17 protein-coding genes are annotated in these 20,485 nt (G+C 70.4%); 7 read left to right on the forward strand and 10 right to left on the reverse strand.

The window, feature by feature from the left end; all coding sequences use genetic code 11:
- Positions 1-112 precede the first annotated feature (112 nt).
- The 5 genes from BJ964_RS26880 (at position 113) to BJ964_RS26900 (ending at position 4,988) form a co-directional block, all read left to right on the forward strand.
- Positions 113-760 (forward strand): class I SAM-dependent methyltransferase, encoded by a 648-nt coding sequence (locus BJ964_RS26880; RefSeq protein WP_188123272.1) that lies wholly within the window; start codon positions 113-115, stop codon positions 758-760.
- A gap of 327 nt (positions 761-1,087) precedes the next feature.
- Positions 1,088-2,302: an MFS transporter gene (locus tag BJ964_RS26885; RefSeq protein ID WP_188123273.1), complete on the forward strand. Its 1,215-nt coding sequence runs from the start codon at positions 1,088-1,090 to the stop codon at positions 2,300-2,302.
- Between the two features lie 75 nt (positions 2,303-2,377).
- Entirely contained in the window at positions 2,378-3,214 is an 837-nt protein-coding gene (locus tag BJ964_RS26890) for a CPBP family intramembrane glutamic endopeptidase (protein WP_188123274.1), read from the forward strand.
- Entirely contained in the window at positions 3,211-4,341 is a 1,131-nt protein-coding gene (locus tag BJ964_RS26895) for a sensor histidine kinase (protein WP_188123275.1), read from the forward strand. Before BJ964_RS26890 ends, BJ964_RS26895 begins: the two co-directional genes overlap by 4 nt.
- Positions 4,338-4,988, forward strand: a complete 651-nt coding sequence (locus BJ964_RS26900; protein WP_188123276.1) for a response regulator — start codon at positions 4,338-4,340, stop codon at positions 4,986-4,988. The genes BJ964_RS26895 and BJ964_RS26900 overlap by 4 nt, the downstream gene beginning before the upstream one ends.
- On the opposite strand, the gene BJ964_RS26905 is transcribed toward BJ964_RS26900, so the two are convergent.
- Complete coding sequence (locus BJ964_RS26905) at positions 4,981-5,568, reverse strand: TetR/AcrR family transcriptional regulator (protein ID WP_188123277.1); 588 nt, start codon at positions 5,566-5,568, stop codon at positions 4,981-4,983. The genes BJ964_RS26900 and BJ964_RS26905 overlap by 8 nt on opposite strands.
- 80 nt (positions 5,569-5,648) lie before the next feature.
- On the opposite strand from BJ964_RS26905, the gene BJ964_RS26910 reads away from it, so the two are divergent.
- Complete coding sequence (locus tag BJ964_RS26910; RefSeq protein ID WP_188123278.1) at positions 5,649-6,788, forward strand: FAD-dependent oxidoreductase; 1,140 nt, start codon at positions 5,649-5,651, stop codon at positions 6,786-6,788.
- A 33-nt stretch (positions 6,789-6,821) separates the two neighbouring features.
- Complete coding sequence (locus BJ964_RS26915) at positions 6,822-9,149, forward strand: SDR family NAD(P)-dependent oxidoreductase (RefSeq protein WP_188123279.1); 2,328 nt, start codon at positions 6,822-6,824, stop codon at positions 9,147-9,149.
- An 18-nt stretch (positions 9,150-9,167) separates the two neighbouring features.
- On the opposite strand, the gene BJ964_RS26920 is transcribed toward BJ964_RS26915, so the two are convergent.
- The 9 genes from BJ964_RS26920 to BJ964_RS26960 all read right to left on the reverse strand — a co-directional run bounded on the left by BJ964_RS26920 (position 9,168) and on the right by BJ964_RS26960 (position 20,391).
- Entirely contained in the window at positions 9,168-9,638 is a 471-nt protein-coding gene (locus BJ964_RS26920) for a hypothetical protein (RefSeq protein WP_188123280.1), read from the reverse strand.
- A gap of 51 nt (positions 9,639-9,689) precedes the next feature.
- Positions 9,690-12,068, reverse strand: coding sequence for a PKD domain-containing protein (locus BJ964_RS26925; RefSeq protein ID WP_188123281.1), 2,379 nt, complete (start codon positions 12,066-12,068; stop codon positions 9,690-9,692).
- A gap of 188 nt (positions 12,069-12,256) precedes the next feature.
- Complete coding sequence (locus BJ964_RS26930; protein ID WP_188123282.1) at positions 12,257-13,000, reverse strand: class I SAM-dependent methyltransferase; 744 nt, start codon at positions 12,998-13,000, stop codon at positions 12,257-12,259.
- 68 nt (positions 13,001-13,068) lie between these two features.
- A complete protein-coding gene (locus tag BJ964_RS26935) occupies positions 13,069-13,557 on the reverse strand; it encodes a hypothetical protein (protein ID WP_188123283.1) in 489 nt (162 codons plus the stop codon).
- A gap of 66 nt (positions 13,558-13,623) precedes the next feature.
- Complete coding sequence (locus BJ964_RS26940) at positions 13,624-15,309, reverse strand: carbohydrate-binding protein (protein ID WP_188123284.1); 1,686 nt, start codon at positions 15,307-15,309, stop codon at positions 13,624-13,626.
- A gap of 33 nt (positions 15,310-15,342) precedes the next feature.
- Positions 15,343-17,262: a glycoside hydrolase family 127 protein gene (locus tag BJ964_RS26945; RefSeq protein ID WP_188123285.1), complete on the reverse strand. Its 1,920-nt coding sequence runs from the start codon at positions 17,260-17,262 to the stop codon at positions 15,343-15,345.
- An 8-nt stretch (positions 17,263-17,270) separates the two neighbouring features.
- Complete coding sequence (locus BJ964_RS26950; RefSeq protein ID WP_188127179.1) at positions 17,271-18,032, reverse strand: carbohydrate ABC transporter permease; 762 nt, start codon at positions 18,030-18,032, stop codon at positions 17,271-17,273.
- Between the two features lie 149 nt (positions 18,033-18,181).
- A complete protein-coding gene (locus tag BJ964_RS26955; protein ID WP_188123286.1) occupies positions 18,182-19,144 on the reverse strand; it encodes a carbohydrate ABC transporter permease in 963 nt (320 codons plus the stop codon).
- A 2-nt stretch (positions 19,145-19,146) separates the two neighbouring features.
- The gene (locus BJ964_RS26960; RefSeq protein ID WP_188123287.1) at positions 19,147-20,391 is read right to left on the reverse strand and encodes a sugar ABC transporter substrate-binding protein; all 1,245 of its coding nucleotides are present in this window, start codon (positions 20,389-20,391) and stop codon (positions 19,147-19,149) included.
- Positions 20,392-20,485 lie beyond the last annotated feature (94 nt).

Consider the following 20,485-nt stretch of genomic DNA (forward strand, 5'->3'; position numbering starts at 1 on the left):
TCGTCACTCCGACTGTCTTCAGTCCGACTGTCTTCACTCCGATGACGAACGGGATCGGGCTTCTACTACCGGCCGGGCAAAACTTTTTGCCGGGCCGGGCGACACTGGTCTCATGGGCGAGTCAGCGAGGGCCGTCGAGGCGCGCCGGATCTGGGATCGGGTGGCGCCCACCTACGACCGGCGGATGGCGTTCCTGGAACGGCACATGTTCGGCGACGGCCGGGTGTGGCTGGCCGGGCGGGCGCGGGGCCGGGTCCTGGACGTCGGCGTCGGCACCGGCGGGAACCTGGCGCACTACCCGGATGACGTCACGGTCACCGGCCTCGATCTGAGCCCGGCGATGCTGGCGCTGGTCCGGCGTCGGGCGGCGGACCTGGGCCGTACGGTCGATCTGCACGAGGGCGACGCGGAGCGGCTGCCGTTCGCCGACGGCTCGTTCGACACGGTGGTCTGCGCGCTGGCGCTGTGCACCGTCCCCGATCCGGCCGCCGCGATCGCCGAGGCCCGGCGGGTGCTGGTGCCGGGCGGCCGGCTGCTGCTGCTCGATCACGTGGTGAGCACGTGGCCGCCGATCCACTGGTTCCAGTGGGTGTTCGAGCGGTTCACCATTCCGGCGGCCGGCGAGCACTTCACCCGCCGCCAGGTGCCGCTGGTCCGCGCGGCCGGGTTCACGATCGTGGCGACGCGGCGTACCAGGGCCGGAACCGTGGAGTGCGTGGACGCGGTCAGGCCCGCGGACCCCGGCACGCCAGGGCGATGATCCGGTCCCGGCTGTTCCATGAGGGACAGTCGCCGTTCACCCGGACCGCGCACACTGCCTCGACTCGATCCCGGCGCCGAGTCGGAAGTGCGTGAGCGTGATGTGTGGGTAGGTCCGGCTCTCGAGGTGCGGTTGCCGGACCTACCCGGCAGGGGTCACCAGTAAGGCGTGAACTTCATCATCGTGCACCTCCCTTGGTCGGCCTGGCGAAACGAAGTTCATCAACGGCTACTGGACAAAGAGTGACGAGCCGATTCACACGGTGGGAAGTGTCCATCCAGTGGGTGCGGGCAGCGTGTGCCCGGAGCCGACCGGGAAGGGGCCACCATGACGTCGCTCGTACGCAACCGGGAATTCCGTGCCATCGCGGTGACCGAGCTGCTGTCGGTGCTCGGTGACCAACTGTCCCGGGTGGCGCTCGCCCTGCTGGTCTTCGGGCGGACCGGGTCCGCCGGTCTCGGCGGCCTGACGTACGCGTTGACCTATCTGCCCACGGTCGCCGGTGGCTTCCTGCTCTCACCGGTGGCGGACCGGCGGCCGCGGCGCGAGATCCTGATCGCGATCGACACGGTCCGGGCGGTGGCCGTCCTGGCCATGGCCATTCCGGGCACCCCGCTGGCGATGCTCTGCGTGCTGGTCGCCGTGTCGGCCTTCCTGAGCGGTCCCTATCATGCGGCCCGTCTGGCGATGCTGCGCGAAATCCTGCCGCGGGAGCAGTACGGGCCCGGCATGGCGGTGCGGCAGTCATTGAATCAGGGCGCGACGCTCGCGGGGTTCGCCTCCGGCGGCTTCCTGGCCACCGCTTTCGAGCCCACGACCTGCCTGATCATCGACGGTGTCACGTTCGCCCTGTCGGCGGTCGTCCTGCTGCTGTTCGTCCGCCACCGCCCGGCCGCCCTGCCGTCCGGCCGGCCGGCCGCCATGACCACCACCCTCCGGCTCGTCTGGCGGTCGCCGGCCATGCGTGCGGTCTTCCTGATGACTTTCTCGGCCCTGTTCCTGATCGCCCCGGAGGCCCTCGCCGCGCCGCTCGCCGCCGAGATGTCCGTCAGCCCTCGGTGGGTCGGCCTGTTCATGGCGTCGGCCGGGCTCTTCTCCGTGGTGTTCCTGGCGTTGCTGGCCAGATTCGTGACGGCGGCCCACTACGCGAAGGCGTTCCCGGTCGCCTGCGTGGTGCCCGGCGTGCCGTTGCCGGCGGTTGCCGCGGTCGACGACCCGTACCTCATCCTGTTGGTCTTCGGTCTCAGCGGCGCGATGTGGGCGGTGCTGATCGTCATATCGGTGTCGTTGTTCGCCGAACTCCTGCCGGACGACCAGCGAGCCCGGGGCATGGGCATCGCGGCGTCCACGAACCTGACGGCGCACGGCATCGGGGCGGCCGTCGCGGGGCTGGTCGCCGAGCGGATCGGCGCCGGGGTAGCGATCAGTGTGCTCGGACTGGCCGGCCTGGTGTTCGCGATACCGCCGATCGTGCTGTGGCGGCGGGCCGTCTCCGGGCGTGTAGCTCGGGCGAGCTACACGCAAGTGTCCGCCGAGAGGTGACGTTTTCTCTCGTGACGATCCGTAGTTTTCTTCGCAGTCGCGGTGGCCTGCCGCGGATTCTGCGAAGGGTGTGTCATGCGGTTCCTTCTTCAGTTCGTCGCGGTGGTAGCGGCCACGTTCGTGGCCGGTCTGGCGGTCCGTTCAGTGGACGGCAACGTCTGGCTCTCGCTGGCCGTGGGCGTGGGCGCCGCGTTCTTCACGACGGCGGTCTACTACGGCGTGGTCCGGGCCACCGAGAAGCGTGCGGTGACCGAGCTGGCCGGCCGGGCGGCTGCCTCCGGGCTGGTCAGGGGCACGCTGATGGGTATCTCGATCTTCGCGGCGGTGATCGGCGTGATCGCGGCCAACGGCGGTTACCGGATCGTCGGGCTCGGCGACGACCCGGTCAACGCGGTGGGCCTGATCGGGTTCATGGCGGCGGCCGCGACGACCGAGGAGCTGATCTTCCGGGGCGTGTTGTTCCGGCATCTGGAGAAGCTCACCGGCACGTGGCTTGCGCTGGTGGGGTCGGCGCTGGTGTTCGGTGGCATGCACCTGCTCAACAAGGACGCCACGTTGTGGGGCGCGCTCTGTATCGCGATCTCCGGTGGCGGCATGCTGACGTCCGCGTACGTCGCCACCCGTAGCCTGTGGCTGCCGATCGGCCTGCATTTCGGCTGGAACTACGCGCAGTCCGCGATCTTCGGCTCCGCGGTCTCCGGAAACGGCGTACAGCAGGCGGTTCTGGACTCGGAGTCGACCGGTGACGCGCTCATCAGCGGTGGGCGGTTCGGCCCGGAGGCGAGCGTCTTCACCGTGGTGGCCGGCGTTCTGGTCACGGCGGTGTTCCTGTGGCTGGCCCACCGCCGCGGCAACCTGATGCCGAGGCGCCGCAACGCCGAGCCCGCGCTCGCCTCTAAACTCGACGGGTGAAGAGCGTCGCCGATCTGCGGGACCAGTGGCGCCGCCTTGACGTCACCGTCCAGGACCTGCCGGTCGCGCTGCTGCTCACCGCGCTGGCCCTGGTTCCGGCCTGGCACCGGCACGGCACCCAGCTCGCCGACCTGGTGCCGGCCCGGCCGTTCGGCGTCTGGGGCGTGCTCGTCATCACCGTCGAGTGCCTGCCGCTGGCGATCCGCCGTAAATGGCCCACTTCCAGTCTGGCCCTGGTGTTCGCCGGCTTCGCGGCCGACCAGCTCTGCGGCTGGAACACGCTCGGCGGCACCGCCCTGTCGATCGCGCTGATCAGCGCGGGCATCCACATTGCACGTCACCGCCGGGCGACGGTGATCGTGGCGTCCGCCGCGTTCCTCGCGCTGGCCGCCGTGCTGGCCCGCATGGGGCAACTCGGATTCGACGTGGTGGTGCTGTTCTACGCGGTGCTGGCCTCCCTGTGGGCGGTCGGGGACGGGATACGGCGCAACCGGCTGGCCGAGACGGAACACCGCCGGCATGCGGAGGAGACGGCGCGGGTCGCCGAACGCACCCGGATCGCACGGGAGCTGCACGACGTGGTGACGCACCACGTGACCGCGATGGTGGTGCAGGCCGAGGCGGCGCGATACCTGGCCGCGGCACCCGAGCGGCTCGACGAGGCGCTGACCGCGGTGTCGGGCACCGGGCGGCACGCGATCGCCGACCTGCGTCACCTGCTCGACCTGCTCAACCCCGCTCATGGCGATGAGCTGCGGGTGCTGGTCGAACAGACCCGGCGGGCCGGGCAGCCGGTGGAGCTGGTCGAGCAGGGCAGTTCGCCGGACACCCCGGGCGGTGCGGGCGCCACCGTCTACCGCGTCGCGCAGGAGGCGCTGACGAACGCCCTCAAGTACGACCACGGCGCGCGGACCAGCGTCACGGTGCGCTACGGGGTGGGGGAGATCGACGTGCGGATCAGCACGGACGGATCGGGGTCGAGCACGGCGTCACCCGGTGGGAGCGGGCGCGGCCTGGCCGGGTTGCGCGAGCGCGTCGGCACGCTGGGTGGAGACTTCACCGCGGGCCCGGGCGCCGATGGCGGTTTTCTGGTCACCGCACGGATTCCGGTCGGGGTGGGCTCGTGATCCGGGTGCTGGTCTGTGACGATCAGCCGTTGATCCGGACCGGATTCGCCACGATCATCGGCGCCCAGCCGGACATGGCGGTGGTCGGTGACTGCGGTGACGGCCACGCCGCGGTCGCGCTCGCCCGTGAACTCGAGCCGGACGTGGTGGTGATGGACGTACGCATGCCCGGTCTCGGCGGCATCGAGGCCACCGCCCAGCTCGCCGGCGCGGGCGTGCCGCATCCGGTCAAGGTGCTGGTCGTGACGACCTTCAACCTCGACGAGTACGTCTACGAGTCACTACGGGCCGGTGCCAGCGGTTTCCTGCTCAAGGACGCCCCGCCGGCGCACCTGCTGCACGGCATCCGCACCGTGGCGGCCGGTGCCGCGCTGCTCGCCCCCGAGGTCACCCGTCAACTCGTCGGCCGGTACGCGGCCCGGATCCGCCCCGCCGCGGGCACCCCTGGTGACGTGCCGCTGAGCGCCCGCGAGCTGGAAGTGCTGTGCCTGATCGCGAACGGACTGTCCAACAGCGAGATCGCGGCGACCCTGGTGATCAGCCAGGAGACGGTCAAGACGTACGTCTCGCGGATCCTCACCAAGCTGGACCTGCGCGACCGGGTCCAGGCCGTGGTCTACGCCTACCGTCGCGGCCTGGTCACCTGACGCCGTCCGGTGGCGCCCAGCCCTGCGCCAGGATGTCGAAGATCGCCTCGATGGCGGCGCGAGGGTCCGGCCGGCCGCGGACGAGGGCGGGGATCTCGAGTACGAATCTGGCCAACGTCACGCAGGCGAGGTCGTCGTGGTCCACGCCGCACTCCTCGGCGATGGCGGCGCTGAGACTGTCGGTGTGCCGGGTCCACATGCGTTCGGCGTACGACCGCAGCGCCGGCGTGGTGTCGACCAGGGCGACGAACTCGGCCGCCTGGGGATGCCCCGCGATGGGAAGGTAGGCGCCCAGCAGGTGCTCGCGGAGAGCCTCCACCATGTCCCGTCCGGCGGCCCGCCCGCGCACCACCGCGATCAGTTGAGCCTCGTTGTCCTGCTCCTGGTCGAAGACCAGCGCTTCCTTGCCGGAGAAGTGCTTGAACAGCGTCGTGGTCGACACATCGGCCGCGTCGGCGATGTCGCGCAGGCTCACCCGGTCGTAACCGTGCTCGAGGAACAGGCGGAGAGCCGCGTCGGCGATCGCCTGCCGCGTCGCCGCCTTCTTGCGCTCCCGACGGCCGACAGGGGTCTGGGTCATGAGCCGAGTATAGGGGTAGGTGGCATCAGGCAAAAAGTTGACTCGTTGCACTTTTGAACTCGTTCTGCTTTTCTGAAGCCATGACAACACCCACCAGGCAGGCCCGGATCAGCGTCGTCGGTGCCGGGCCCGCCGGGCTCACCTGCGCCCGCATCCTGCAACGGCACGGCATCGCGGTCACCGTCCACGACCGCGACCCCGGCCGCGACGCCCGCGACCAGGGCGGCACCCTCGACCTGCGGGCCGGCGACGGCCAGCTCGCCCTGCGCGAGGCCGGCCTGCTCGACGAGTTCCTCCGGCTGTGCCGCCCGGAGGGCCAGGAGATGCGCGTCCTCGGCACCGACGGCGAGCTGCGGGCCCGCATCGTCCCGGCGGAGGACGAGCTGTTCAAACCCGAGATCGACCGGGGCCAGCTGCGCGACCTCCTGCTCGATTCGCTGTCGCCAGGCACCGTACGGTGGGGCCGGGCGCTCACCCACGTCGGCGGGCCCGCCGACGGTCCCCGCACACTGCACTTCGCCGACGGCACCGTCGTCGAGACGGACCTGGTCATCGGCGCCGACGGAGCGTTCTCCCGTGTCCGCCCGGCCGTCTCACCCGCCGTCCCGCGGTACACCGGCGTGAGCTTCACCGAAGCCTGGTTCCATGACGTGGAGGATCGGCACACCGAGCTGTCCGCGCTGGTCGGCCCGGGCAGCGCCACCGGCGCCGACGGGCAGCGCGCGCTGTGGGGCCAGCGCAGCAGCGGCGACCACATCCGCGTCTACATCATCCGCCGGGTCCCGGCCGACTGGATCACCGCCGCCGGTCTGCGGCCCGGCGACACCGCCGGTATCCGGGCCCACCTGCTCGACGAGTTCGCCGGCTGGTCCCCTCACCTGCGACAGATGATCAGCGACAACGACGGCCCCTACCTCGACCGGCCGATCTTCGCGCTCGGCGTTCCGCACGCCTGGGAGCACAATCCCACCGTCACCCTGCTCGGTGACGCCGCCCACCTCATGCCCCCGCTCGGCGTCGGCGTCAACCTCGCCATGCTCGACGCCGCCGAGCTCGCGCTCGCGCTCGCCGGCTCCGCAACCGTCGACGAGGCGGTTCGCGCGTACGAGGACACCATGCTGCCGCGCTCCACCGAGACCGCCAAGCTGCTCGAAGGCCGCGCCGAGGACCTGCTCAGCGACGACCTGCCGCCCGAGTTCGGCGACGATCATGGCGCCTGACGCCACAGCGGTGCCGGGCCTCACAATGGTCCGGTGAATCACCTCGGGCGATGGATGCGGATCATGGCGGGCATCACCGGTCGCGGCCCGCGGGAACGCCGGCTGCGGGCCGCCGTGTCCGGCCGCACGGTGCTGATCACCGGCGCCTCCGAGGGGATCGGCGCCGCCACGGCCCGCCGGCTCGCCGCGGCCGGCGCCACCGTGCTGCTGGTGGCGCGCACCGCCGAACGCCTCGACGAGGTACGCGCGGAGATCGAGGCGGCGGGCGGGCGCGCCTTCACCCACCCGGCCGATCTGTCGTCACCGGAGGCGGCCGCCGCCCTGGCCGCCGAGCTGGTGGCCGGCCATCCCCGGATCGACGTGGTGGTCAGCAACGCCGGGCGGTCCATCCGGCGATCGGTCGCGGACACCGCCGACCGGTTCCACGACATCCAGCGCACCATCGGCGTCAACCACCTCGGCCCGGTCCAGCTGCTGCTCGTGCTGCTCCCGGCGATGCGGGCGGCCGGCGGCGGGCACATCGTCAACGTCTCCACCGCCGGGTTGTCCCTGCACACGCCGCTCTGGTCGGCCTACCACTCGTCGAAGGCCGCGTTCGACACGTGGCTGCGCAGCGCCGCCGTCGAGCTGCGGCGCGACCACGTCACCGTCAGTACGGCGTACCTCAATCTGGTCCGCACCCGGATGAGCGCGCCCACGCCGCACTATGCGCGGGCCCCGATGATGTCGGCGGCCGAGGCCGCGGAGATCGTCTGCCGGTCGGTGGCGCACCGCAGCTCCTGGTCGCCGTGGTGGGCCCGGCTCGGCGCGGTCGTCGCGGCGGCGATGCCGCGGACCGTCGAACGGACGCTGGCCGCCGGGGTACGGGCGATCGACGCCGCCGAACCGTTGCGGGTGCTGGCCGCGACCGGTCTGTGGCGGCCCGGCCGGGTGGTACGGCTGCTGCGCGCCAGTCGCCGGCACGGGCGCAGCCTCGCCACCGCGCTCGCCGCCGGACCGCCCGGCGGGATCGCCCTGGTCGACGCGGACGGGCCGGTCACCTACCCGGAGCTGGACGAGATGGCCGGCGCCTGCGCGGCGGGCGCGGCGGCCCTCGGCGTAGGGCCCGGCGACCGGGTCGGCCTGGCCTGCGGCGGGCACCGCGGGTTCGTGGCGGCCGCGGCCGGGCTGTCCCGGCTGGGCGCCGATGTGATCCTGCTGCCACCGGACCTGCCCGGCGATCGCCTCGCGGCGGTGGTGAAACAGGAGCGGATCGGCCGGCTGGTGCACGACCCGGACGCCGGCCTTCCCGCGACGCCGTGGCCGGATCTGATCGGCGGCGACGCCACGCATGCCTGGCCGGATCTGATCGCCGGGGAGGGCCCTCCTCCCGCTGCGGCGCGGCGACCGGGCAATGTGTACGTGCTGACCTCCGGCACCACCGGAGTACCCCGCGCCGTCTCCCGCCCGCTGCCGCTGCGCATGCTGCTCGGGCCGGTCACCACCCATCTGCGGTTGACGCCGGTGCGGCCCGGCGAGCCCATCGTGGTGGCCACCCCGCCGCATCACGGTTACGGTCTCACCTACCTGTCCGCCGGCCTCACTCTGGGCGCTCCCGTGGTGCTCGTGCCCGGTGGCGACCCGGAGCGGATCCTGGCCGCGGTCGCCGCCAACCGGGCCGGCCTGCTCTTCGCGTTGCCGGTCCAGCTGCGCCGCATCTGCGCCCTGCCGGAGTCGGCGTGGCCGGATCTCGGCTCGCTGCGGGCGGTGATCAGCGGCGCCGCCCCGCTCGACCGTGACCTGTGCGAACGGCTGCGCGAGCGGTTCGGGGACCGGACGTTCAACATGTACGCCACCACCGAGGCCGGCTGGGCCGCGATGGCCACCCCGGCCGATCTGCGGGCCGCGCCCGGCACGGTCGGGCGGGCACCCCGCGGCGTACAGGTCCGGATCGCCGCCCCGGACGGCACACCGCTGCCGCTGGGCCGCATCGGCGAGATCCGGGTGCGGGGCTGGCATCCGGACGGCCGCTGGCACCCCACCGGCGACCTCGGCCATCTCGACCCGGCCGGACGGCTGTTCGTCGACGGCCGGCTCGACGACATGATCGTCTCCGGTGGCGAGAACGTGTATCCCGGCCCGGTGGCCGCCGTGATCACCAGCCATCCCGACGTCGCGGACGTGCTGCTGGAACCGGTCGCGGACGGCGAGTTCGGCCGGCGGCTGCGGGCCACCGTGGAGATTCACCCCGGCCGTACGCTGACCGCCGACCAGCTGCGGGACTGGCTCACCACCCGGCTGTCCCGCGCCGAACGACCGAAAGAGATCGCCGTCGTGACGGAGCTGCGCCGCACCGCGACCGGAAAACCGCTGCGCGGCTGAGAATCGGTGGCGGCCTGTCTATGCCCGCGTGGGCCACAACTGGATCAACCACTCCTCGACACCGGCGTAGCCGGTCTCGACGGTCAGCCGCTCCATCGCCTCGCCCCGGCCGCGGGTGTGCGCCCGTAGCCGCTGCGAACCCTCCACCTCCAGGTCCGGGCCGGCCGGTTCCCCCATGATGGAGCGCAGCCGCAGCCGGCCCGACGGCGCGGACAGCGACGCCTCGGCGACCTCGTCCCACTCGCCGTCGGCCGTGCCCGGGTCGGCGGCCCATCGCTCGATCGTGACGGCCGGCCGGAACAGGTCGCCGCCGGAACGGAACACCACGCCGTGCTGTCCGGCGCGCAGGATCTCATCGTGTTCGGGTAGCCCCTCGTCCAGCGGTGTGGGCCGGCTGCGCGGGTCGAGCAGGACGAACATGCGGTGGTCGACGCGCGGAGCGTACTGGAACCGGCTGATCGGCGGCATGAACCCTCCCGGGACGGTCATCAGGGACGGTACAGCGGTGCCCGGCCGATCGGCCGGGCACCGCTGTACCGGTCAGGGACCGGTGACGGGGTGGATGGTCACCGCGCCGGCGGTGAGGTTCTGCGGCTCGGTGACGTCCACGTCGTAGCCGGCTTCCGGCCGGTTGTCGTACCAGGTCTCGTTGCCGGGATGAGCGCCGCTGCTCAGCGGCCAGATCACCAGCCGGAAACGGTCGTCGCCAGCCTGGCACTGACCGGCCCGGCCGGTGGTGCAGCCGTCGTATCCGTAGTAGACGAAGCCGTACCCGCTCTGGCCGTTGACTGTCGCCTTCCCTCGTGCGGCGACCTTGCCGTCGGGGGTGACCACCAGCCATTCCAGGCCCTTGTTGCCGGCGTCCAGGCGCAGGTCGGTGTTCGCGAGGTACGCCTTCGCCGTCCCGGTCACCGTGTCGGTGTGGTAGTAGTTCCCGGCCAGGTGGAACGACATCGAGCCGGCGGTGGGCTTCGCGGCCCAGGCGCTCGCCGCCGAGGTGAAGGCGCCGTCGGCGTTGACGAAACCGGCCTCCGGGTCGTAGACGACGATCATCGTGGTGGCGGTGTCCGAGGCGCCCCCGTCGTCGGTGACGGTGACCGAGATCGTGTACATGCCGGCGTGTGCGAAGGTGTGCCGCCGGTCGCAGGTGTGCGACTCCGCCGGGTAGGTGTCGGCGCCGCCGCCGTCGTCCCAGCGGACCGAGCAGGTGTGCGTGTCGAGGACACCGGGGTCGGTGAACGGCGCGTTGAGATTCACCGCGGCGCCCGCCTTGAAGACCTGCCACGGATCCGGGCCGTTGATCTTCACACTCGGCGGGGCGTTGCGGACCGTGACGGTGGCCCGGTCGGACACCGGCGTGTTGAGACCGTCGTCGGCGGTCAGGGTGACCTCGACGGTGCCCTCGTCGTTACAGGTGATCCGGGTGACCGGCCGTTCCGGCGTGGCGAGGGTGCAGGACATGCCGTCGCGGCCGGAGGTGACCCGGTAGGTCCACCGGGTCGACGGGGCGCCTTCGAAGTCGTGGACGGCGCCGCGCAACGTGCCGGGTGCGCCCTCGTCGGTGGTGATGTCCTCGCCCGCGTTCACGGTCGGCGCCGAGTCCGGGATCACGCCACCGCCGCCACCGCCGCCACCCGTGCCGGTGAAGCCGAGCAGCACGTAGAACGGGTCGTTGTGCAGGATGCGCTGCGATTCGTACCAGCCGCCGAGGACGGCGCCGCCGGAGGCGTTGTCCGAGCCGTCGATGACCCGTGCGGAGTAGTGGCCGTTGGATTGCGAGGCGCCCTGATAGGTGGACTTGAACGGGTATTCGTCACACTCGAACTGCCCGCCCTGCGAGTAGTCGGCGCCCCACCATTCCCGGCAGGTGCGGACCGCCTCGTTGTTGTTGTCGCGCACGATCGTCGCGTCGTACGGCTCGTAGATGCGGTGCAGTGGCCGGGGTTGGTCGGCGAAGGGATCTCCGGCCACCTTCTTGCCTTCCAGCACCGGCCGGGTGTTCTGCGGTTGGTACATGGCGTCGTAGATGTGCAGCGCGGCCTTACGGTAGTTCTGGTACTCGTCCATCGCCATCGGGAACAGCTCCGACACCCGGTCGAAGACGCACCCGCGGTCGCCCTGTAGATAGGTCGCCTCGTCGCAGCGGTAGCCGTTGTCGCCGGTGTCGTCGGCCACCGTGTTCGCGGCGGGGTAACTCGCGGTCGACTTGATGTGGAAGTCGAAAAAGCTGACCTTGTCCACGCCGAGGCCGTACCCCGGATCGGACTGGTAACGGAAGACGGTGTCGCTGTTGTGCTTCCACTCGGCGATCGTGCGGGGCTCCACGTCGTCACCCAGCTGGTGCAGGCAGGGAACGCCGTTCCCGTCGCACACCAGGTTCAGTTGGAGCACCATCGCGTCCAGCATCGGATTGTCGGTCTGGATGTCGTGAATGCGGGTGGTGAACGAGATCTGGCTGTACCGGGGGTCCAGGGCCGGCTGCGTCGCGTCCCAGCCCTCGCCCTTCGTGGTCATCCGCCAGCTGATGTCGCCGATCTCCTGACTGCGGACGCAGACGAAGATCCTGATCTGGCAGACCTCCAGCTCGGTGCTGTACACCACCGTGTGGCACCAGTTGAAGTGGTCGATGACGAAGCCGCCGGACCGGTCGGCCCATTCGTCGGCGGCGCATTCCTCGATGGTGGTGCTCGGAGCGCGCAGGGAGGCTCCGGTCTTGGCGTACTGGCCGCGGTGAATGGTTTCCGCCGGGTCGACGGTGGTGGCGGACATCGTGGCGCGCGTGGTCTGCGCCTCCTGCGAACTCTTCAAATCGGTGAGCCGGTATTGCCCGCCGGCGGCGGGGGCCGGTTCGGCCGGCGCAGCCTGGGCGACGCCGGCGAAGCCGAACGACAGCACCAACACCGACAGCACGGATGCCATGCGTCTCACTCGGTCATTCCCTCTCGATCGGTTGACTGGGGTCGACGGACCCCTGCACCGCGGGGAAGGGCGCACGCCACATGACCGGCCGTCGGCCGGCGCTGGGCAGCGAAAACTTGATCATCCCCCGTGGATGGAATCGCTCCCAGAGCGATTCATCGCCACCCTTGTTGATCGATTCGTAGATGTCAATACCCGGCGTTCGGCTCCCGGGTGGCGAGAACCAGGGTGGTGCGCAGATCCAGGACCACCGTGCCGCCGAAGCCGTCGATCAGGCGGCCCAGCGCGGTGAGACCCTTCCGCTGCACCTCGGGGGAGTGGCGCAGGAACGGACCGAAGGTCCGGATCAGAGCGAGATAGTCGCCCTTGGCGAGGGGCAGGCTGGTGTTCAGGACCTTCTTCCGTACGCCGGTGAAGCGCCCGGATGCGAGAACGTCGTCGTGGAACCAGTCGACCGGCCGCTCCTGAACGGTCGGGTCGAGGGCGTTCAGCGCCTCCTGAACGGCGGTGCCCTGCTCCGGATCCTGGTAGCCGTAGCGGTGACCGAGGACGGCCAGCGTGCCACCGGGCGCGAGCGCGGCGCAGGCGAGATCGTTGCGGCGTCCCGGATCCAGCCAATGCCACGCCATCGCGCAGGCGATCAGGCCGACACCGCCGGCCGGAGGCGCCCACTCCTCGAAGGACCCCGCGTGGATGTTCGCCCGGGGAAACCGCCCGGCGAGCACGGCGGCCATCCGGGGATCCGGCTCGATGCAGGTCAGCGGCGCGCCGACGGCGGCGAAGACCTCGGTGCCCTTGCCGGTGCCCGCGCCGATCTCGACCATCGAGGCGGGGACGCCGCCGTGGTACTCCAGGATCATGTCGGCGACCGTCGGCGGATAACCCGGGCGGGCGGTGTCATAGAGGCCGGCCACCGTTCCGAACAGTTCCATGGGGGCGACCCTAACGGCTCGGCGTGCATTGCCCGTACCGAAAATGGTCTTGCCCGAACCGTTGACGGTCAGTGTTCGGCGACCGGTGAACCGCGCAGGTCCACGCGTTTCAGGCCCTCGCCGTCGCGGTCGAGGTCGTACTCGAGGTAGCCGTCGGCGCTCCAGCCGCCCGCGGCCGGGACCCGCAGTTCCACCTTCTCGCACTTGTAGGCGCCGGTGGCGGTCGCGTTGAGGCGGGGCGCGAGGTCGCAGGTGCCGAGGGCGATGTTCTCGTCGTGCCGTTGCAGGTGGTAGTGGAGGGTGAGCGCGTCGAACCCGCGTTCCCCGTCGTCGTCACCGCCCCGGGCCCAGGCGACGTGGGCGTAGGCGCCGCGGGTGGGTGTGCCGTGCAGCAGGCACAGCCGTACGTCCATCCGGGTGTCGTGGCCCGGCGTGCCGAAGGCGACGTGCCGTGGCGCGCTGCACGTCCCGGCGTCGGCGCGGGCCGGCGGTGCCACGCCGGCGAGCAGTCCTGACCCGAGCATCGTGATGGTGATCAGCCCATGAGTTCCCGTCATGTCGGATACCCCCGTGTGTGGATCTTTCATGATGGAGTACCCATGGGCTGATCAGGAGAAACAGTGTCAGGCGAGGTTGATGTAGTCGAGTTCGGCGTAACCCGTGCCGGCCGTCAGGTTCGGTGAGCCCTTGGCCAGGCGGATCAGGTTCCAGCCCGCCTTCAGCGTGACCGTGGCGTTCACCGTCGAACCGAACACACCCCACGCGGCGGTCGGCGGGTAGCTGATCGTCTGCCAGCCGCCCCCGTTGTACGCCAGCCCGTGCGTGGCCGTCGCCCCGGTCGCGTTGGCGTACCCGATCGTCATCGTGTACGACCGCGCTGTCGGCACGTTGACCAGGAAGTCGACGAACGACTGGTTACGGGGGTTCGCCGAACCGTCGATCTGCCCGACGTACCCGCCGTTGGACGCCGAGCCGGACGAGAACCGGTTCGCGTTGACGACAGTGGCGTTCTCCGCCTCGTACCGCTGCTGCCATGTCGGCACACCCGAGGTGGGTGTAATCAACAGTTGATACGAATCCCATGCATGCATGCCGGTCACCGGCACACTGATGCTGCCGCTCGACACCGTGTAGGTGGCCGACGACACCGCGATCGGCGCGCTCTGGCTGGTGGTCCGGCCGGTCGTGCCGCTGCGTGACAGGGTGACCCGCACCTGCGAGCCGAGCGCGCCCAGCCCGTTGACCCGGACCGTGTTGTCGCCGCTGTCCCCGCCCAGCACCACGTTCACGACCTTGCGGGTGCTGTCGTAGGCGGCGACACCCTCCAGCCACGAGCCGGGGACGGTCTGCACGATGTTGCCGGCCATGTCGCCGTACCACTTGTAGGTCCAGTACGACGAGGTCGGCGCGTTGTTGTACAGCAGGCCGTTGAGGGTGCCCGCCTCGTACCAGTAGGCACGCTCCGCCGACCGGATGCCGTGCCGCTCGAAGACCGCCATGTAGTGCACGGCCACGCTCGGGATGTCCACCTGGGACGGGGAGGCGTACTCGTTGATCGAGATCGGTCGCGCCGAGATGCCCAGTGACGACTCGATCGCCCGGTAGTCGGCGACGTGCGCCTGCACGTTGAGGTAGCTGTCGTTGTCCAGCTCGTGCCAGACGATCACGTCGGGCAGGGTGCCGGTGTCGCGGGCGTTGGTGAGGAAGCTGACCATCCAGTCGTGGTTGTAGATCGAGTGGCTGGGCCCGACGATCGGGGTCACCGTGTCGAGCGTGCGGATCAACCTGTGGGTACGGGTCCAGCCCGCGTTGAACGTCCCGGCGGCGCTGGTGTTCCAGGTCCAGTCGGGTTCGTTCCACAGCTCGTAGCCGTCGACGTTGGTGGTGGTCGTGGCGTTGAGCCGGGTCTGCACCATGGTGCGGACCTTGGACTCCCAGTCGGTCCAGCTCACCCACTTGTACGGGAAGTCCTTGTAGATGTCCGGCAGCCGCCAGAACTGCTGGGCGCCGCCGCTGGTGACCTTCCCGGCGACCAGCGCGCCGTCGCAGCAGGGGGTGGTGGCGCCGTTGCCGAGCTGCTGAACGCCGGGCGGCGGCTGGGTCAGGTGGTTGAGCCGGAGCGGGTACATCTGCTCCAGCGGCGGTTTCGTACCGGTGTCCACGGCGTACAGGCCGCCGGAGGCGACATGGGTGACCGGCCGGACGACGGTGCCGACGTTGACGGTGAGGGTGTTGCCGGCGGCCTGTGCCGGGCTGGGGACGGCCAGCCCGGCCAGGACCAGTAGGAGAACTGCGGGTCTGTAGCGCACGGTTCACCTCGGTGGATGGGGGAAGGGGACGGTTTACTCCTCCCGTGGCGCCAGCGGGATCCAGACCCGCATCGGGCCGGGTTCGCGGTTGGCCCACAGGAAGTAGGGGATGGCGGTGACCGTGGTGGTCGCCGCCGGGGGCGGTCCGGTCCGGTTCAGGTCCCGGTAGAGCGGGCCGCCGGACGCCGTTCGGAGACGGACCCCGACCCGCAACGTGACCGGCGCCAGGCCGCTGCCGTGGTAGGCGACCGCGGCCGGGGCGGCCGGGTCGAGTTCCAGATCCTCGAACAGGGCGCCGGCCAGTGGCCCGGACGTGGGCAGGTCGGCGTGTTCCAGGCAGTGCACGAGCGGGCCGCGGGTCAGGGCGGCCGTGCCGCGGACGGCGTCCACCCGGGGGTGCGCGGCGACCAGGCGGACCGGCATGGCCAGGGTGAGCACGATCCGGTCGCCGGGATGCCAGATGCGGTGCAGGCGCAGGTAGCCGTCCTTGACCTGGTCACGGGACGGGGCCGGGGTGCCGTTGACGGCGAGCCGGGCGTCCGGGCACCAGGCCGGGATCCGCAGCGACAGCGTCCACGGCTGGTCGGACGGCGAGGTGACGGTGACGGTGATCTGCTCGTCCCACGGGTACCGGGTCTCCACGGTGACCGCGTGCCCGCCCGCCGACACCGTGCCGTCGGCGTAGAGGTGCAGTTGAAGACCGTTGTCGTCACCGGTGGCGGCGTAGGTGTGCAGGGACGCCATCAGCCGGGCCAGGTTCGGCGGGCAGCAGGCGCACTCGTACCAGTCCAGACGGTGACCGGGCGCGTTCTCCCCGCCGCCGTCGTGGCCGGTGCGGCGCTGCAACGGGGTGGAGTAGAAGAACGCGGTCCCGTCGACGGCGGTGCTCGCGGCGATCGCGTTGTAGAGCACCCGCTCCATCTCGTCGGCGTACTTCACCTTGCCGGTGGCGAGCAGCAGCCGCCAGCCGAGCTGGAAACTCGCGATCGCGGCGCAGGTCTCGGCGTAGGCACGGTCCGGCGGCAGCTCGTAGGCGTCGCCGTAGGCCTCGTCCCGGTGCCGGGAACCCTGCCCGCCGGTGATGTAGGTGCGGCTGTCCAGCGCCGAGTCCCACAGCCGCTCGGCGACCGCCAGCAGCTCCCGGTCACCGGTCTCCACGGCCACGTCGACCGCGCCGGCCAGCAGGTAGAGCTGCCGGACCACGTGGCCGGTCACCTCCTCGGTGTCGCGCAGCGGTTGGTGGTCCTGGTAGTAGGCCGGCCCGAACCGGCCCGGCCCCAGCACCTCGTGGCCACGGTTGTCGAGGAAACGGGCGGCCAGATCGAGGTACGGGCGGTGCCCGGTCACCCGGTACAACTCGGCGAGGGCGGTCTCGATCTCCGGATGGCCGTCGGTCTCGCGCGATTGCCCGTACCGTTGCACCAGAAGATCGGCGAAACGGCGCGCGACCGAGACGACCTGCTGGGCCACCGGATCGCCGGGCGCGGAACGTGCCGCGGCGACCGCCGCCTGGATCAGATGGCCGGCCGTGTACATCTCGTGGCTGAAGTGCAGCTCCGTCCACTGCCGGGACCGGTGCTCCGGATCCTGGTAGTAGGAGTCCAGGTAGCCGTCCGCGTCCTGGGCCTTCTCCAGCAGGGCGGCGGCCTCCTCCACGAAGGCCGGTTGGCTGCCCGACCAGAACGCCGCCTCGAGCGTCTTGTGCACATCGGTGTCGGCGAACCAGAAACCCGTGAACGCGGTGTCGGAATCCCCGGTGACCCGGCGCAGATTGTCCAGGTTGCCGTGGGTGGACAGCCGGGTGACGCAGTGCGGCAATGTGGACGCCGCGTTGCGTTCCTGCCAGGCGCCGAGCAGACCGTCCGGGGTGAGCCGCACCGCGTCGGCGGGCAGCGGCCGGAGCGCGGCGAGGGCATCGGGCGTGGGCACGACGGGGCCCTGGAGTGCAGACATGTGGTTCCTCAGTCCTTGACTGCGCCGGCGGTGACGCCGGCCGCGACGTAACGCTGGGCGATGATGAGCAGCAGCGTTGCGGGGATGGAGGCGACCACGGCGGTCGCCATGATCGCGTTCCACTGCTGGTTGTTGTTGCCGATGTACTGGTAGATGCCGAGGGTGATCGGCTGGGCGTCACCGCCGCCGTCGAGAGTGCTGGCGAAGACGAAGTCCGACCACGCCCACAGGAACGCGAAGAGTGACACCGTGACGATCGCGTTGCGTGACACCGGCAGGATCACCGAGACGAAGGTGCGCCACCGGCTCGCGCCGTCGATCAGCGCCGCGTTGATCAGCTCGTCGGGGATGCCGGACATGAACGCCGTGAAGATCAGCACGCCGAACGGGACCGCGATGGTGGAGTCCGCCAGGATCAGGCCGGGCACCGTGTTGAGCACGCCGAGCCGCAGATAGATGGCGTAGAAACCCATCGCCATGATGATTCCCGGGATCATCTGGGCGATCAGCAACACGAAGCTGAGTGCGCCGCCGCCCTTCGGGCGCAGCTTCGCCAGGGCGAAACCGGCGGGCGCGGAGAGCGCGAGGGTCAGGGCCACCGTGCCGAGACCCACGATCAAACTCGTTCCGAGGTACGGCATCTGCTGCTCGATGACGGCGCGGTATCCCTCCAGCGTCCCGTCGAGGGGGAGCAGGTGCGGTGGGTCGGCCCGCATGTCGGTGTCCTTGGTGAGCGACACGTTGATCATCCAGTAGATCGGGAACAGCATGACCGCCGTGAAGAACAGCCCGAGCCCGGTCTTGGCGTGCCGTTTCCATCGCCCGGCCGCATGCCCGCGCGACGCTCGCCCGCCCGGGTTGCGTTCGCCGGATGCCTGCTCGCGGGGCTCTCGGCCGCGGCCCTGGGGTGCGGGAGCGGTCATGCCTGCCTCCTCTGGAAGCGGATGTAGAGCAGGCCGAAGAAGAGCGCCATGATGATCAGCAGGTTGCCGACCGCCGCGCCCGGACCGAACTCGGGCAGCAGGTTGCCGAAGCTGAGCCGGTAGGACCAGGTCGCGAACGTCGTCGACGCGTCCGCCGGACCGCCCTTGGTCATGATCCAGATGATGTCGAAGACCTTGAGCGTGTAGACCAGACCGAGCAGCAGCGTGATCGCCGAGACCGGCCGCAGCAGCGGGAACGTGATCCGCCAGAACCGCTGCCATCCGGTCGCGCCGTCGATGGCGGCCGCCTCGTACACATCGGCCGGGATGGCCTGGAGGCCGCTGTACAGCACGACCAGGTTGAACGGGATGCCGATCCAGACGTTCGCGATGATGACGCTGGTCAACGCCCAGTCCGGCGACGTCAACCAATTGACCGGATCAACATGGATCAACTCAAGTGCAGCGTTGACGATGCCGGAGTCACTGTTGAGCATCCACGTCCATGTCGACGCGCTGACGATCAACGGCAGCAGCCACGGGACGAGGAACAGAGCCCGCAACGTTGCCGACAACCTGAAGTTCTGCGCGAAGAACACCGCCAGCGCCAGCCCGATGGCGAACTGGAACGCGATGCTCACGAACGTGAACACCAGCGTGTGCAGCAACGCCGGCCCGAAGGTCGGATCGGCGAACACGGTCCGGTAGTTGTCCAGCCCGGAGAACGGGGCGTCGCCCTGCACGAACGAGCGGACCGTGTAGTGGCGCAGGCTCAGATCGAGGTTGCGGTACAGCGGGTAGGCGTAGAAGGCGACCAGGTAGACGACGACCGGCGCCAGGAACGCCCACGCCGTCCAGTGCCCGGCCCCGCGCCGCCGCCGGGGAGGCCGCGCCCCCGCCCCCGCCTTCGCTTGAGCGGAGGCGGCGGCGGAGGCGCGGGTCATCACGTCGTGTGCCATCGTCACTTGGTGGCTGCGGCGGCCGTGGTCTGCGCCGTCTTGAGCGCGTCGGCGGGGGAGGCCGAGCCGCTCAGCGCCGCCTGGAAGGCGGTCCACATCGGCTGGGAGATCTTCGGGTACTTGGTGCCGAGGTCGTCACTGGTCCGGCCCTTGGCGGCCTTGACCGCGTCGACCCACACCTTCAGTTCCTCGTTGGCGGCCACCTGCTTCTGCTGCACGGCCTCGGTCGCCGCGATGTAGGAGAGTGTGGTGTCCGTGGTGTAGGCGTTGTCGGCGCTGGTCAGGCAGGCGATCAGCTTCTCGGTCACCGCGTACCGGCCGGTCTTGGCCTGCACCGGGGCGGTGACGAACTCGCCGCCGGTCGGGGCGGGCGCGGTGCCGCCGGCCTGCGACGGGATCGGGATGATGCCGTACTCGAAGCCGGTCTTCTTGGCGTTGGCCAGCTGCCAGGTGCCGTTCTCGCTGAACGCGAAGTCGCCGGTGGCGAACTCCTGCCAGCTGGTGGTCTGGGTGTTGTTGAGGACCGAGTTGGGCGCGTACCCGCTCTTCACCCAGCCGTTCCACAACTCCAGCGAGGCGATGCCCTGGGCCGAGTCGAGCTGGGTCAGGTCGGCGCCGGAACCCCAGAACCAGGGCAGGAACTGGAAGCTGCCCTCCTCGGTGCCGATCGCCGAGAAGGTGATGCCCTTCTTACCGGACGCCTTCACCTTTTCCAGGGCCGCGGTCAGCGCCGCCCAGTCCTTGATCGCCGCCGGGTCGACGCCGGCCTTGCTCAGGACTTCCTTGTTGTAGTACAAGGCGAGGGTGTTGGCGCCGATCGGGATGCCGTAGGTCTTCCCGCCGATCTGGCCGGCCGCCAGCAGGTTCGGCTCGATCGCCGCGGTGTCCACCTTGACCTCGTCGGTGGTGGTCAGCACCCCGGCATCGGCCAGCGTGGAGACCACCGGGTTGTCGACGATCAGCACGTCCGGCGAGTTGCCCTGCTGGGCGGCGAGCAGCGCCTTGTTGGTCAGGTCGGTGGTGTCGTAACCGGTGCGCTCGACGGTGACGCCGGCGTCGGTGCCGCACTTGGTCAGCAGCTTCACCCAGTCCGAGCCGCCGTCGAACTGCGGGTACGGGTCCCAGATGGTGTAGGTGCCGCCGGCCTCGCCATCGGTGTCCCCGGAATCGGAGGAGGACGAGCAACCCGCCACGAGGCAGGCTGTGATGGCGAACGCGGCCGCGACGCGGAGGCGGAGTGTGGTCATATGAGTTCCCCTTGGACGCTCGTAGGCAATGTCAAGGAAATCGATTGCCTAGAAGCTAGGGAGCCACTTGTCCCGATGTCAAGACCAAGTTACG

Source organism: Actinoplanes lobatus (assembly GCF_014205215.1).
GTDB classification, from domain to species: Bacteria; Actinomycetota; Actinomycetes; order Mycobacteriales; family Micromonosporaceae; genus Actinoplanes; species Actinoplanes lobatus.

Bases quoted from the DNA above. Each gene is read 5' to 3' on its own strand.
- BJ964_RS26920 (WP_188123280.1), bottom strand. From the start codon at position 9,638: ATGACCGTCCCGGGAGGGTTCATGCCGCCGATCAGCCGGTTCCAGTAC.
- BJ964_RS26930 (WP_188123282.1), bottom strand. From the start codon at position 13,000: ATGGAACTGTTCGGAACGGTGGCCGGCCTCTATGACACCGCCCGCCCG.
- BJ964_RS26935 (WP_188123283.1), bottom strand. From the start codon at position 13,557: ATGACGGGAACTCATGGGCTGATCACCATCACGATGCTCGGGTCAGGA.
- BJ964_RS26925 (WP_188123281.1), bottom strand. From the start codon at position 12,068: ATGGCATCCGTGCTGTCGGTGTTGGTGCTGTCGTTCGGCTTCGCCGGC.
- BJ964_RS26945 (WP_188123285.1), bottom strand. From the start codon at position 17,262: ATGTCTGCACTCCAGGGCCCCGTCGTGCCCACGCCCGATGCCCTCGCC.
- BJ964_RS26885 (WP_188123273.1), top strand. From the start codon at position 1,088: ATGACGTCGCTCGTACGCAACCGGGAATTCCGTGCCATCGCGGTGACC.
- BJ964_RS26905 (WP_188123277.1), bottom strand. From the start codon at position 5,568: ATGACCCAGACCCCTGTCGGCCGTCGGGAGCGCAAGAAGGCGGCGACG.
- BJ964_RS26960 (WP_188123287.1), bottom strand. From the start codon at position 20,391: ATGACCACACTCCGCCTCCGCGTCGCGGCCGCGTTCGCCATCACAGCC.
- BJ964_RS26890 (WP_188123274.1), top strand. From the start codon at position 2,378: ATGCGGTTCCTTCTTCAGTTCGTCGCGGTGGTAGCGGCCACGTTCGTG.
- BJ964_RS26880 (WP_188123272.1), top strand. From the start codon at position 113: ATGGGCGAGTCAGCGAGGGCCGTCGAGGCGCGCCGGATCTGGGATCGG.
- BJ964_RS26955 (WP_188123286.1), bottom strand. From the start codon at position 19,144: ATGGCACACGACGTGATGACCCGCGCCTCCGCCGCCGCCTCCGCTCAA.
- BJ964_RS26950 (WP_188127179.1), bottom strand. From the start codon at position 18,032: ATGCTGTTCCCGATCTACTGGATGATCAACGTGTCGCTCACCAAGGAC.
- BJ964_RS26910 (WP_188123278.1), top strand. From the start codon at position 5,649: ATGACAACACCCACCAGGCAGGCCCGGATCAGCGTCGTCGGTGCCGGG.